Below are 12,843 nucleotides of genomic sequence, written 5' to 3' on the forward strand. Positions count from 1 at the left end.
AAGGCGGAAAAAGACGGATCATGAACGAGCTATTAAGTTCCTACCTGCCCATCGTTATCTTTATCGGGGTAGCGCTGGTAATCGGTCTGGCACTGTTGGTTGCGCCTTTTCTGGTCGCATACAGTGCGCCGGATCCGGAAAAGTTGTCGGCCTACGAGTGCGGTTTCAACGCTTTCGACGACGCCCGCATGAAGTTCGATGTGCGGTTCTATCTCGTTTCGATCCTGTTCATCATTTTCGATCTGGAAGTGGCCTTCCTGTTTCCGTGGGCGATATCCTTCGGCAAAATCGGCTGGTTCGGCTTCTGGTCCATGATGGTATTTCTCGCCGTCCTGACGATAGGCTTTATTTATGAGTGGAAGAAGGGAGCGCTGGAATGGGATTGACCGACGGCACCACCACCCTCGTCGCACCGAAACCCAAGGGTATTCTCGACCCGAACACCGGCAAGCCCATCGGTTCGGATGATGCTTTCTTCGGCGAAATCAACAATGAGCTTGCAGACAAGGGCTTCCTCGTTACTTCAGCTGACGCTTTGGTAACCTGGGCGCGCACCGGATCGCTGATGTGGATGACATTCGGTCTTGCCTGCTGTGCCGTTGAGATGATGCACACCTCCATGCCACGCTATGACGGCGAGCGCTTCGGCTTTGCTCCGCGCGCTTCTCCGCGCCAGTCGGACGTAATGATCGTAGCGGGCACGCTGACCAACAAGATGGCACCGGCGCTGCGCAAGGTTTACGACCAGATGCCTGAGCCGCGCTACGTGATCTCCATGGGATCCTGCGCCAATGGCGGCGGCTACTACCACTACTCGTACTCGGTAGTCCGTGGCTGCGATCGTGTCGTCCCCGTCGATATCTACGTTCCAGGCTGCCCGCCCACTGCGGAAGCACTTCTTTACGGTGTATTGCTCTTGCAAAAGAAAATCCGCCGCACCGGAACGATCGAGCGATAGGAGGGGGCCATGTTCGAAGAAGCATTGGGTGAACTCTCCCGCTACCTTAGCGAGAAGCCCTCTCTGGAGCTGAAATCGGTCGAAATCGCCTATGGCGAACTCTCGATCGAAGTCGGGGGCGATAAGTTGCTCGACGTCCTGACGTTCCTGCGCGACGATGTGCAGTGTCAGTTCATCTCGCTGATCGATATCAGCGGGGTCGATTATCCCTCGCGCGAGCAGCGTTTTGATGTGGTTTATCACCTCTTGTCGCCCCGCCAGAACCTGCGCATCCGGGTCAAGGTCGCAACCGACGAGGATACGCCTGTCCCTTCGGCAACGGCGGTCTATCCTGGTGCTGATTGGTATGAGCGCGAGACCTACGATCTTTACGGGGTTCTCTTTTCGGGCCACCCGGACCTTCGCCGCATCCTCACCGATTACGGATTTGAAGGGCATCCGCTGCGCAAGGATTTCCCGCTTACCGGGTTCGTCGAAGTCCGCTACGACGACGAGATCAAGCGCGTCGTCTACGAACCTGTCGAACTCCGGCAGGAGTTTCGCAATTTCGACTTCCAATCGCCATGGGAAGGCACGGACTACGTGCTGCCGGGCGACGAAAAGGCCAAGGCAAATTGAGCGTGTTGATGAGACTTTATGCCCCCTCTCGGGAAGCTAGCCATGACTGAACACAGCGTCCGTAACTTTAACATCAACTTCGGCCCGCAACATCCTGCGGCGCATGGCGTTTTGCGCCTTGTGCTTGAGCTGGACGGCGAGGTGGTCGAGCGCGTCGATCCGCATATCGGTCTGTTGCATCGCGGCACCGAGAAATTGATGGAGGCCAAAACCTATCTGCAGGCGGTGCCCTATCTCGATCGTCTCGATTACGTTGCACCGATGAACCAGGAGCATGCCTATGCTTTGGCCGTAGAGCGGCTGCTCGAAATCGAGGTGCCAAAGCGCGGCCAGCTTATCCGTGTGCTATTCTCGGAGATCGGGCGTATCCTTTCGCATCTCCTTAACGTCACGACGCAGGCCATGGACGTCGGCGCACTGACGCCGCCACTCTGGGGCTTTGAAGAGCGCGAAAAGCTGATGGTGTTCTATGAACGTGCCTGCGGCGCGCGCATGCACGCCGCCTATTTCCGTCCGGGCGGCGTCCATCAGGATATCCCGGACAAGCTCGTCGAGGATATCGGCAAATGGTGTGATCCGTTCTTGCAGACCGTAAAGAACCTAGACGATCTCATCACGCCAAACCGCATTTTCAAGCAACGCAATGTCGATATCGGAGTTGTCACCCTTGAGGACGCGTGGGCATGGGGCTTCTCCGGCGTCATGGTGCGCGGCTCCGGCGCCGCATGGGATTTGCGCAAGTCGCAGCCCTACGAATGCTACTCCGAAATGGAGTTCGATATTCCGATCGGGAAGAATGGGGACTGCTACGACCGTTACCTCATCCGCATGGAAGAGATGCGCCAATCGGTGCGGATCATGCGCCGATGCGTTGAATTCCTGCTCGGCAAGGAACGAGTTGGCCCCGTCTCCAACATGTCCGCGAAGATCGTGCCGCCCAAGCGGGGCGAGATGAAGCGTTCGATGGAAGCGCTCATCCACCACTTCAAGCTCTATACCGAAGGCTATCACGTGCCGGCCGGTGAAGTTTATGCGGCGGTCGAAGCGCCCAAGGGCGAATTTGGTGTTTTTCTCGTGTCCGATGGGTCCAACAAGCCTTACCGCGTGAAGTTGCGCGCCCCGGGGTTTGCCCATCTTCAAGCCATGGACTTCATGTGCCGTGGCCACATGCTGGCCGACGTATCCGCGGTGCTCGGCTCGCTCGATATCGTATTTGGTGAGGTTGATCGTTAATGTCCGTCCGTCGTCTTGCAGAAGATAGCATCCAGCCAGCGGCATTCGCGTTCAATCGCGAAAATAGCGCTTGGGCCAAAAAAGCGATCGCCAAGTATCCGAAGGGCCGCGAGCAGTCGGCTGTCATTCCGCTGCTGATGCGCGCGCAAGAGCAGGATGGTTGGGTGACGAAGGCGGCGATCGAACACGTGGCCGGCATGCTCGATATGCCGCTGATCCGCGTCCTTGAGGTTGCGACATTCTATACGCAGTTCCAGTTGAAGCCGGTAGGGACGCGCGCGCACATCCAGGTTTGCGGTACGACGCCGTGCATGTTGCGTGGTTCGGAAGACCTGAAGCGCGTTTGCCAACACAAGATTCATCATGAGCAGTTCCACACGAACGAAGCGGGCACGCTGTCTTGGGAAGAGGTCGAATGCCTCGGCGCCTGCGTCAATGCTCCGATGGTCATGGTATTCAAGGATACGTACGAAGATCTGACCCCGGAACGGCTTGAGGAAATAATTGACGCTTTCGAGGCCGGAAATGGCGCCTCGATTCCGGTTGGCCCGCAGATCGAGCGTTTCTTCTCGGCGCCCGAAGGCGGCCTCACATCGCTGACTGATGGGAATGGCGTCTCCAGGCCTAAAACCGTAAAACGGGCAGGCTCGGAAGCTGCTTCCATTCCTCCGTCGAATGCGGCCAAGCCCGTCACGCATGATGAGGCGACCAATGCAGCCATCAAGTCGCCATCCAAGGTGAAGGCAACGAAGGCCGCCGAGGATGCGACGTCGAAGCCGGCTGCCAGGCCTGTTTCGGCGCGCGGTGCCATCAAGAATCCGCCGCTCGCTGAGGGTTCGCTTGGAGAAAAGCCGGCCGTACAGCGGGAAAGCGCGGTCGCGAAGCCTGTTTCGCTCGAAGACAAGAATCGTCCGGCTGCAATCGAAAGACCGGCGGTCGTTGATGATCTCAAGCTGATTGCAGGGGTTGGGCCGAAGATCGAAGACATCCTGCATGAACTCGGCATTTTCACCTTTGCCCAGGTGGCTGCCTGGAAGAAGGCCGAGCGTGAGTGGGTCGACAGTTATTTGAACTTCAAGGGCCGCATCGAACGCGACGAGTGGGTCAAGCAAGCCAAGGCTTTGGCCAAGGGCGGCGAAGCGGAATACATCAAGGTTTTCGGCAAGAAGCCGAGATAATCAATTTGGCGTATGCGACGCGCATTCGCCTGGAATGGACGAAGAGAGTAGGACAGGTGCGAAATGCTCGCTGACAAAGACCGCATCTTCACCAATATTTATGGCCACAAGGACAAATCCTTGAAGGGCGCGATGGGCCGTGGCCATTGGGATGGCACCAAGCAGATCCTGGAAAAGGGTCGCGACTGGATCATCAATGAAATGAAGGCTTCCGGGCTGCGCGGGCGTGGCGGCGCGGGTTTCCCGACCGGGCTGAAATGGTCGTTCATGCCGAAGGAAAGCGATGGCCGGCCGCATTATCTCGTGGTCAATGCGGACGAGTCGGAGCCTGGCACCTGCAAGGACCGCGATATTATGCGGCACGATCCCCATACGCTGATTGAAGGCTGCCTCATTGCCGGTTTCGCCATGGGCGCCAATACCTGCTACATTTACGTGCGCGGCGAATATATTCGCGAGCGCGAAGCACTGCAGGCGGCGATTGACGAATGTTACGATGCCGGCCTACTCGGCAAGAACAACAAGAATGGATGGGATTACGATATTTTCGTCCATCACGGTGCGGGCGCCTATATTTGCGGCGAAGAAACCGCACTGCTTGAGAGCCTCGAGGGCAAGAAGGGGCAGCCGCGCCTGAAGCCGCCGTTCCCGGCGAATATGGGCCTCTATGGCTGCCCGACCACCGTCAATAATGTTGAATCGATTGCCGTTGCCCCGACAATCCTGCGCCGCGGCGCCGCCTGGTTCTCCAGCATTGGCCGGCCGAACAATGTCGGCACCAAGCTCTTCATGCTTTCCGGTCACGTCAATAAGCCGTGCACCGTCGAGGAAGCCATGGGCATTACGTTCCGTGAACTGGTCGACAAGCATGCCGGCGGTATTCGCGGTGGCTGGGACAATCTTCTCGCGGTCATCCCCGGCGGCGCTTCCTGCCCGGTGGTAACAGCGGCCGACATCATCGATTGCCCGATGGATTTCGATGGGCTGCGTGCCGTCAAGTCGTCGTTCGGAACGGCGGCCGCGATCGTGATGGACAAGTCGACTGACATCGTCCGTGCGATTGCCCGCATTTCCTATTTCTTCAAGCACGAAAGCTGCGGCCAGTGTACGCCGTGCCGCGAGGGTACAGGCTGGATGTGGCGGGTGATGGAGCGCATGGTCACCGGTAACGCGCAGAAGCGTGAGATCGAAATGCTGCTCGACGTCACCAAGCAGATCGAAGGTCACACGATTTGCGCACTCGGCGATGCCGCGGCTTGGCCGGTTCAGGGCCTCATCCGCAATTTCCGCCCTGAGATCGAGCGCCGAATTGAAGAATTCTCACGCAATGCCTCGCCAAGCCCTGTGCTTGAAGCGGCGGAATAGAGTGGAAGGGCAAATGGCAGAGGATGCAAAGAACCGCTCGGACGCTTGGACGGCATTGATGCCGAACCAGGCAATTGCCGCAGTCAACCTCCTGACCCCGCCGCTCGGCGCCGCGGCCGCCGCATCCGCAATGGGTCTCGGGATCGCCAGCCAGATGTGGGGCTTCTGGGCCGGTGCCATGGCTGGAGCCTTCGGTGCGAACTTGAAGACGGCGGAGGCCGACGGTTCGCGCGTCTCCGCCGACGTGGACGACCTGAAGACGATCATTCGTGGCACGGCTGCCACGGCGTCGGCCGATGTGCTTGAAGCACCCGCAAGGCCGAAGGCGGTCGTTGTCGACACCGCGAGCGTTCAGCCCGCGACCCCCGACGCGTCAGCCCAGGCTAATGACCTGAAGCGGATCTCCGGCATCGGGCCGAAGCTCGAACAGGTGCTGAATGGCATGGGCATACGCACCTACGCGCAAATTGCCGGGTGGACGGCCGAGGACGTCGCGCGGGTTGACGACGAACTCAAGTTCGGCGGGCGCATTCTGCGTGACGACTGGGTGGGGCAGGCAAATCTATTGATGGGGAAACCCTGAACAAGTTGCGCGTCAGCGTTGCTGGCACGTAGAAAATTGAAGGCATTCCAGCGGATGCGGGGATGCCAGACTGAAATGCGGGATGTTCCGCGAGGTTGGACAGACGATGGCAAAGATCAAAGTCGACGGTAAGGAAATCGAGGTACCGGATTACTATACGCTTCTGCAGGCAGCGGAAACGGCGGGTGCCGAGGTGCCGCGGTTCTGTTTCCATGAGCGCTTGTCGATCGCCGGCAATTGCCGCATGTGCCTGATCGAGGTAAAAGGCGGACCGCCAAAGCCGGCCGCCTCCTGTGCCATGGGTGTACGCGACCTGCGCCCCGGTCCGAATGGCGAAACGCCCGAAATCTTCACCAACACGCCAATGGTCAAGAAAGCCCGCGAAGGTGTGATGGAGTTCCTGCTCATCAACCATCCGCTGGATTGCCCGATCTGCGATCAGGGCGGCGAATGCGATCTGCAAGACCAGGCGATGGCGTTTGGTGTCGACAGTTCGCGCTACCGGGAAAACAAGCGCGCGGTCGAGGACAAATATATCGGTCCTCTCGTCAAAACCATCATGACGCGTTGCATCCACTGCACGCGCTGCGTCCGCTTCACGACCGAGGTCGCCGGGATTTCCGAACTCGGCCTGATCGGCCGCGGCGAGGATGCCGAGATCACTACGTATCTCGAACAGGCGATGACTTCCGAGCTGCAGGGCAATGTCATCGATCTTTGCCCTGTCGGAGCGCTGACGTCGAAGCCGTACGCGTTCCAGGCCCGTCCGTGGGAATTGAACAAGACCGAATCCATCGACGTGATGGATGCTGTCGGCTCGGCGATCCGTGTCGATACCCGTGGGCGCGAAGTGATGCGTATTTTGCCACGCGTCAACGAGCAGGTGAACGAGGAATGGATTTCCGACAAGACACGCTTCATCTGGGACGGCCTGCGCACGCAGCGCCTCGATCGGCCCTATATCCGCAAGGACGGCCGTCTCGTTGCCGCGACTTGGCCGGAAGCATTCGACGCGATAAGGGCCGCCGTTGCGGATACGAAGGGCAGCAGGATCGGCGCCATTGCCGGTGATCTTGCCAGCGTCGAGGAGATGTATGCATTAAAGGCGCTTTTAACGTCGCTTGGTTCTGCCAATTTCGACGCGCGGCAGGACGGCTCAGTGCTCAATACTGCGGGTGGACGCGCTTCCTATATGTTCAACCCGACAATCGACGGGATCGAGCAGGCCGATGCGATCCTTATCATCGGATCCAATCCGCGCTTTGAGGCTTCGCTGCTTAATGCCCGTATCCGCAAGCGCTGGCGCGCCGCTGGAACGCCCATTGCCCTGATCGGGGAACAGGCCGACTTGCGCTACAAGTATGAATATCTCGGCGGCGGAGCCGAGACACTAGCCGAGCTTGCTGCGGGCTCGGTGAAGTTCATGTCGGTCCTCAAGAAATCGAAAAACCCGATGATCATCGTCGGGCAGGGCGCACTGTCGCGTCCGGACAGCCAGGCAGTATTGGGTCTGGCCGCGAAGATTGCCGCGCAAGCTGGTGCCCTCAGGGACGACTGGAATGGTTTCGGCGTGGTGCATACCGCCGCGAGCCGTGTGGGCGCACTCGATATCGGTTTCGTTCCAGGCGAGAGCGGCAAGACGGTTGCTCAAATGAAGGGCGCGCTCGACGTGCTGTTCCTGCTTGGTGCCGACGAACTCGACTGGTCGAAGAAGGACAAGGCCTTCACCGTCTACATCGGTACGCACGGCGATCAGGGCGCCCACAATGCCGACGTGATCCTCCCGGGTGCGGCCTACACGGAAAAGTCGGGCACCTACGTCAATACCGAAGGTCGCGTGCAGATGACCAGCCGGGCAGGCTTTGCTCCCGGCAATGCAAAGGAAGATTGGGCGATCCTGCGCGCCCTATCCGACACACTTGGCAAGAAATTGCCATTTGACTCGCTCGCGGCCTTGCGCTCGGCCCTCTATGCAGAGTATCCGCATCTCGCTTCGGTCGACTCGATCGAGGCCGGCAACCCTGCCGACGTCGAGAAGTTGGCGATTGCAATCGGCCCAGTCGAGAAAACGGCCTTCATCTCGCCAGTCAAGGATTTCTACTTGACCAACCCGATTGCACGCGCCTCTGCCGTCATGGCCGAATGTTCGGCGCTCGCCAAGGGCGGCTTCAAGCAGGCGGCCGAGTAGGCGGGAAAGAGACTGATATGGAAGAGATTTTCGCAACCTACATCCTGCCGCTGCTGATCATCCTCGGCAAATCCCTGCTGTTGCTGGTCGTGATGCTGTTGATCATCGCCTATTTGCTCCTGGCGGATCGCAAGGTCTGGGCGGCGGTGCAGTTGCGGCGCGGCCCCAATGTCGTCGGGCCGTTCGGACTACTGCAGTCCTTCGCCGACCTTTTGAAGTTCGTCGTCAAGGAACCGATCATTCCATCAGGCGCCAATAAGGGCATTTTCCTCCTTGCGCCGCTTGTATCGTCGGTCCTTGCCATGGCGGCATGGGCAGTCATCCCGGTCAATGAGGGCTGGGCTGTCGCCAACGTCAATGTCGGTATCCTTTATGTGCTGGCTATTTCGTCGCTCGAAGTCTACGGCGTCATCATGGCGGGCTGGGCGTCGAACTCGAAATATCCCTTCCTTGGCGCGCTTCGGTCGGCCGCCCAGATGGTGTCCTACGAAGTGTCGATCGGATTCGTCATCGTGACCGTGCTGCTTTGCGTGGGATCGCTCAATCTGACTGACATCGTCATGTCGCAGAAGACTGGTCTGGGCACGATAGTGGGCCTGCCTAACTCTTTCCTGGACTGGCATTGGCTCGGCCTCTTCCCAATGTTCATCATCTTCTTCATTTCGGCATTGGCAGAGACCAACCGGCCGCCGTTCGATCTCGTTGAGGCTGAATCGGAACTCGTCGCCGGTCATATGATCGAATATTCATCGACCGCGTTCCTGCTCTTCTTCCTCGGTGAATATGTCGCCATCACGCTGATGTGCGCCTTGACGACGATCCTGTTCCTGGGCGGCTGGCTGCCCCCGCTCGACGTCTGGTTCCTCAACTGGGTTCCGGGTGTTGTCTGGTTCCTGCTCAAGCTCTTCCTGTGCTTCTTCATGTTCGCCATGGTGAAGGCATTCGTTCCGCGTTACCGCTACGACCAACTGATGCGGCTTGGCTGGAAGGTGTTCCTGCCGATCTCGATCTTCATGGTCATTGCCACCGCGGCCTTCCTCAAAATCACTGGCCTGACGCCTTAAGGAGAACGAGCATGGCACAATTGGCACAAGCCGCTAAATCTCTCCTGCTTCTGGAATTCGTCGGGGCATTCTTCCTGTCGATGCGGCAATTCTTTGCACCAAAGGCGACGTTGAACTATCCGTACGAGAAGGGGCCGATCAGCCCGCGCTTCCGAGGTGAACATGCGTTGCGCCGTTATCCCAACGGGGAAGAACGCTGCATCGCCTGCAAGCTTTGCGAGGCCATCTGTCCGGCGCAGGCCATCACGATCGAGGCCGGTCCGCGCCGCAACGACGGCACGCGCCGCACGGTTCGTTATGACATCGACATGGTGAAGTGCATTTACTGCGGCTTCTGCCAGGAAGCCTGCCCTGTCGACGCCATTGTCGAGGGTCCGAACTTCGAGTTCGCGACGGAAACTCGCGAGGAACTCTACTACGACAAGGAACGTCTGCTTGCTAACGGCGATCGTTGGGAGCGGGAATTGGCGCGCAACATCGCGATGGATGCGCCCTATCGTTAATGAACTGCGCGCATGTGTCTTGGTCGCCGATCTTCAACAGACCGGGAACATGCGCTAAGAGGCTTGAAAATTGAAAGATCATTTGGCCGCAACGGCAAACGATCCGTTTGAAATGGCAGAATTATCTGCCGGGTTTAATGGCAGGACGACCTGCCGGAATGGAAATCGGGGGAACCCATGCTGACAGGTATCGCGGCGGCGTTTTTCTACCTTTTCGCCTTCATCACTGTGGCCAGTGGGTTCATGGTTATCGCGGCGCGTAACCCCGTGCATTCCGTGCTGTTCCTGATCCTCGCCTTTTTCAATGCGGCGGGGCTCTTCCTTCTGACCGGTGCCGAGTTCCTGGCGATGATCCTCCTCGTCGTCTATGTCGGCGCGGTGGCGGTTCTCTTCCTCTTCGTGGTCATGATGTTGGATGTTGATTTTGCCGAACTGAAGAGTGGGGCTCTGCAATACGCGCCGATCGGCGCACTGGTCGGCCTTATTCTCGCGGCTGAACTCATCATTGTCCTCGGTGGTTCGATATTTGCGCCCAACCTCACCTCGGCGCCGGTTCAGCCAACGCCTGACCTGGCGACCCGCACCAACACGGCGGCGCTCGGCGACATTCTCTATACGGATTACGTTTATTTCTTCCAGATTGCCGGCCTCGTTCTTCTGGTCGCGATGATCGGTGCCATCGTTCTGACGCTTCGTCACAAGCCGAACATCAAGCGCCAGAACATTGCGCAGCAGGTGGCCCGCACGCCTGCAACGGCCATCGAGGTCAAGCAGGTCGAAACAGGCAAGGGTATCTGACAGGAGCGTCATGATGGAAATTGGTATCGCGCATTATCTGACTGTTTCTGCCCTGCTGTTCACGCTCGGGATCTTCGGAATCTTCCTCAACAAGAAGAATATCATCGTCATCCTGATGTCGGTCGAATTAATCCTGCTTGCGGTCAATCTGAATTTCGTGGCGTTTTCCGCCGCCCTGCATGATCTGGTCGGCCAGGTCTTTGCGCTGTTTGTCCTGACTGTTGCCGCCGCGGAGGCAGCGATCGGTCTTGCTATTCTCGTCGTATTCTACCGCAATCGTGGATCGATTGACGTAGAAGACGTCAACATGATGAAAGGTTGACGGGGGCATGCTGTATCTGGCGATTGTCTTCCTTCCGCTGCTCGGCTTTTTGATTGCCGGGCTTTTTGGCTCCGCCATCGGTGCCAAGGCGAGCGAGTATGTCACGACTGGTTTCTTGATCGTTTGCGCCATCCTTTCCTGGATCGCATTTGGTTCGGTCGCGCTCGGTCACACCGAGGGGTTCAAGGTTCCGGTGGCGCACTGGGTCGAGTCGGGCTCGTTGAGTTTCGATTGGTCGCTGCGCATCGATACGCTGACGGTGGTGATGCTCGTCGTGGTCAATACAGTCTCGGCGCTGGTCCATACCTATTCGATCGGGTACATGCATCATGATCCCGATCGTCCGCGCTTCTTCGCCTACCTCTCGCTCTTCACCTTCGCCATGCTGATGCTGGTGACGGGCGACAACCTCGTCCAGATGTTCTTTGGCTGGGAAGGCGTGGGCCTTGCCTCCTACCTTCTGATTGGCTTCTGGTACAAAAAGCCGTCTGCCAATGCGGCGGCAATAAAGGCATTCGTCGTCAACCGCGTTGGTGATTTTGGCTTCCTCCTCGGCATTTTCTCGCTGTTTGTTCTGTTCGATACCGTTCAGTTCGATACGCTGTTTGCATCAGCAGCGCAGTATTTGCCGGCAGAGGGTGCCGCGGACAGTAGCCAGATCGTTCTCAATTTCCTTGGCTATACACTTGATAAGCAGGGAGCGATCACCATTGCCGCGCTGTTGCTATTCATGGGCGCGATGGGCAAGTCGGCGCAGTTCCTGCTCCACACCTGGTTGCCGGATGCCATGGAAGGCCCAACACCGGTCTCTGCCCTCATTCACGCGGCAACGATGGTTACCGCCGGCGTATTCATGGTGGCGCGCCTTTCACCGATCTTCGAACTTTCGCACACGGCTCTGATGTTCGTCACCTTCATCGGTGCAACCACGGCGTTTTTTGCGGCAACGGTCGGTCTCGTCCAGAACGATATTAAGCGCGTGATTGCTTATTCGACGTGTTCGCAGCTCGGCTACATGTTCGTTGCGCTCGGCGTCGGCGCTTACGGTGCCGGCATCTTTCACCTGTTCACTCACGCTTTCTTCAAGGCTCTGCTCTTCCTGGGCGCGGGTTCAGTGATCCACGCCGTCTCCGACGAACAGGACATGCGCCACATGGGCGGGCTGCGGAAACTCATTCCGCAAACCTACTGGATGATGATTGTCGGCACCATTGCGCTGACGGGTCTCGGCATTCCGGGCACGTTGATCGGGACCGCCGGCTTCTTCTCGAAGGACATGATCATCGAGTCGGCATTCGCCTCGCACAATCCCGTGGCAAACTATGCCTATATCCTTCTCGTCATCGCCGCGATCTTCACCAGTTTCTATTCCTGGCGTCTGATTTTCATGACGTTCCATGGCAAGGCGCGTGCAAGCCATGATGTCATGCACCATGTGCATGAATCTCCCTACGTGATGTTGGTGCCGCTGTTCATCCTCGCCGCAGGAGCACTCTTTGCTGGCGTGATTTTCCACGAGTACTTCTTCGGCCATGAATATGCCGAGTTTTGGAAAGGCGCATTGTTTACGGCTCCTGGCAATGACATCCTCGAGGAACATCACCACGTGCCGTTCATCGTTCAACTGTCGCCATTCATCGCTATGGTCGTGGGCTTCCTGGTGTCGTGGCAGTTCTATATCCGCTCGCCCGAAACGCCGAAGCGCCTCGCAGCACAGCATCCCGGCCTCTACCAGTTCCTGCTGAACAAGTGGTATTTCGACGAACTCTACGACTTTCTGTTCGTTCGCCCTACGAAAGCGCTTGGCAGGTTCCTGTGGAAAAAGGGTGATGGCTGGCTCATCGACGGCTATGGACCGGACGGAATTTCGGCGCGCGTCGTTGACGTGACCAACCGGGTGGTGCGCCTGCAGACCGGTTACCTTTATCACTATGCGTTCGCGATGCTCATTGGGGTCGCCGCGCTCGTCACGTGGATGATGCTCGGGAGCAACTTCTAATGACCGACTGGCCAATTCTCTCGACCGTTACCTT

13 protein-coding genes are annotated in these 12,843 nt (G+C 58.2%); all 13 read left to right on the top strand.

The window, feature by feature from the left end; all coding sequences use genetic code 11:
* Positions 1 to 20: 20 nt before the first annotated feature.
* The 13 genes from AAAB35_RS17055 (at position 21) to nuoL (ending at position 12,809) form a co-directional block, all read left to right on the top strand.
* On the top strand, positions 21 to 386 hold the full coding sequence (locus AAAB35_RS17055; RefSeq protein WP_091922538.1) for an NADH-quinone oxidoreductase subunit A: 366 nt from the start codon (positions 21 to 23) through the stop codon (positions 384 to 386).
* Complete coding sequence (locus AAAB35_RS17060) at positions 377 to 958, top strand: NADH-quinone oxidoreductase subunit B (protein ID WP_027232469.1); 582 nt, start codon at positions 377 to 379, stop codon at positions 956 to 958. Before AAAB35_RS17055 ends, AAAB35_RS17060 begins: the two co-directional genes overlap by 10 nt.
* Before the next feature lie 9 nt (positions 959 to 967).
* Positions 968 to 1,576, top strand: a complete 609-nt coding sequence (locus AAAB35_RS17065) for an NADH-quinone oxidoreductase subunit C (protein ID WP_340669482.1) — start codon at positions 968 to 970, stop codon at positions 1,574 to 1,576.
* A gap of 42 nt (positions 1,577 to 1,618) precedes the next feature.
* On the top strand, positions 1,619 to 2,809 hold the full coding sequence (locus AAAB35_RS17070) for an NADH-quinone oxidoreductase subunit D (protein ID WP_340669483.1): 1,191 nt from the start codon (positions 1,619 to 1,621) through the stop codon (positions 2,807 to 2,809).
* Complete coding sequence (locus AAAB35_RS17075) at positions 2,809 to 3,987, top strand: NADH-quinone oxidoreductase subunit E (protein WP_340669484.1); 1,179 nt, start codon at positions 2,809 to 2,811, stop codon at positions 3,985 to 3,987. Before AAAB35_RS17070 ends, AAAB35_RS17075 begins: the two co-directional genes overlap by 1 nt.
* Positions 3,988 to 4,050: 63 nt before the next feature.
* A complete protein-coding gene (nuoF, locus tag AAAB35_RS17080; RefSeq protein WP_340669485.1) occupies positions 4,051 to 5,352 on the top strand; it encodes an NADH-quinone oxidoreductase subunit NuoF in 1,302 nt (433 codons plus the stop codon).
* A 13-nt stretch (positions 5,353 to 5,365) separates the two neighbouring features.
* A complete protein-coding gene (locus tag AAAB35_RS17085; protein ID WP_340669486.1) occupies positions 5,366 to 5,935 on the top strand; it encodes an NADH-ubiquinone dehydrogenase in 570 nt (189 codons plus the stop codon).
* 106 nt (positions 5,936 to 6,041) lie between these two features.
* Positions 6,042 to 8,123: an NADH-quinone oxidoreductase subunit NuoG gene (gene nuoG, locus AAAB35_RS17090; RefSeq protein ID WP_340669487.1), complete on the top strand. Its 2,082-nt coding sequence runs from the start codon at positions 6,042 to 6,044 to the stop codon at positions 8,121 to 8,123.
* 17 nt (positions 8,124 to 8,140) lie between these two features.
* Positions 8,141 to 9,187, top strand: coding sequence for an NADH-quinone oxidoreductase subunit NuoH (nuoH, locus tag AAAB35_RS17095; RefSeq protein WP_340669488.1), 1,047 nt, complete (start codon positions 8,141 to 8,143; stop codon positions 9,185 to 9,187).
* An 11-nt stretch (positions 9,188 to 9,198) separates the two neighbouring features.
* Complete coding sequence (gene nuoI / locus AAAB35_RS17100; protein WP_340669489.1) at positions 9,199 to 9,690, top strand: NADH-quinone oxidoreductase subunit NuoI; 492 nt, start codon at positions 9,199 to 9,201, stop codon at positions 9,688 to 9,690.
* 177 nt (positions 9,691 to 9,867) lie between these two features.
* Complete coding sequence (locus AAAB35_RS17105; protein WP_340669490.1) at positions 9,868 to 10,488, top strand: NADH-quinone oxidoreductase subunit J; 621 nt, start codon at positions 9,868 to 9,870, stop codon at positions 10,486 to 10,488.
* A 13-nt stretch (positions 10,489 to 10,501) separates the two neighbouring features.
* Entirely contained in the window at positions 10,502 to 10,810 is a 309-nt protein-coding gene (nuoK, locus tag AAAB35_RS17110) for an NADH-quinone oxidoreductase subunit NuoK (RefSeq protein WP_027232478.1), read from the top strand.
* A gap of 7 nt (positions 10,811 to 10,817) precedes the next feature.
* The gene (gene nuoL / locus AAAB35_RS17115; RefSeq protein ID WP_340669491.1) at positions 10,818 to 12,809 is read left to right on the top strand and encodes an NADH-quinone oxidoreductase subunit L; all 1,992 of its coding nucleotides are present in this window, start codon (positions 10,818 to 10,820) and stop codon (positions 12,807 to 12,809) included.
* Positions 12,810 to 12,843 lie beyond the last annotated feature (34 nt).

Source organism: Phyllobacterium sp. (assembly GCF_037994425.1).
Taxonomy (GTDB): domain Bacteria; phylum Pseudomonadota; class Alphaproteobacteria; order Rhizobiales; family Rhizobiaceae; genus Phyllobacterium.

What these genes read in the sequence shown, in the direction of transcription:
- nuoK (WP_027232478.1), top strand. Translation starts at nt 10,502, where the DNA reads ATGGAAATTGGTATCGCGCATTATCTGACTGTTTCTGCCCTGCTGTTC.
- nuoH (WP_340669488.1), top strand. Translation starts at nt 8,141, where the DNA reads ATGGAAGAGATTTTCGCAACCTACATCCTGCCGCTGCTGATCATCCTC.
- AAAB35_RS17105 (WP_340669490.1), top strand. Translation starts at nt 9,868, where the DNA reads ATGCTGACAGGTATCGCGGCGGCGTTTTTCTACCTTTTCGCCTTCATC.
- AAAB35_RS17075 (WP_340669484.1), top strand. Translation starts at nt 2,809, where the DNA reads ATGTCCGTCCGTCGTCTTGCAGAAGATAGCATCCAGCCAGCGGCATTC.
- AAAB35_RS17055 (WP_091922538.1), top strand. Translation starts at nt 21, where the DNA reads ATGAACGAGCTATTAAGTTCCTACCTGCCCATCGTTATCTTTATCGGG.
- nuoI (WP_340669489.1), top strand. Translation starts at nt 9,199, where the DNA reads ATGGCACAATTGGCACAAGCCGCTAAATCTCTCCTGCTTCTGGAATTC.
- nuoF (WP_340669485.1), top strand. Translation starts at nt 4,051, where the DNA reads ATGCTCGCTGACAAAGACCGCATCTTCACCAATATTTATGGCCACAAG.
- AAAB35_RS17085 (WP_340669486.1), top strand. Translation starts at nt 5,366, where the DNA reads ATGGCAGAGGATGCAAAGAACCGCTCGGACGCTTGGACGGCATTGATG.
- AAAB35_RS17070 (WP_340669483.1), top strand. Translation starts at nt 1,619, where the DNA reads ATGACTGAACACAGCGTCCGTAACTTTAACATCAACTTCGGCCCGCAA.
- nuoG (WP_340669487.1), top strand. Translation starts at nt 6,042, where the DNA reads ATGGCAAAGATCAAAGTCGACGGTAAGGAAATCGAGGTACCGGATTAC.
- nuoL (WP_340669491.1), top strand. Translation starts at nt 10,818, where the DNA reads ATGCTGTATCTGGCGATTGTCTTCCTTCCGCTGCTCGGCTTTTTGATT.
- AAAB35_RS17065 (WP_340669482.1), top strand. Translation starts at nt 968, where the DNA reads ATGTTCGAAGAAGCATTGGGTGAACTCTCCCGCTACCTTAGCGAGAAG.
- AAAB35_RS17060 (WP_027232469.1), top strand. Translation starts at nt 377, where the DNA reads ATGGGATTGACCGACGGCACCACCACCCTCGTCGCACCGAAACCCAAG.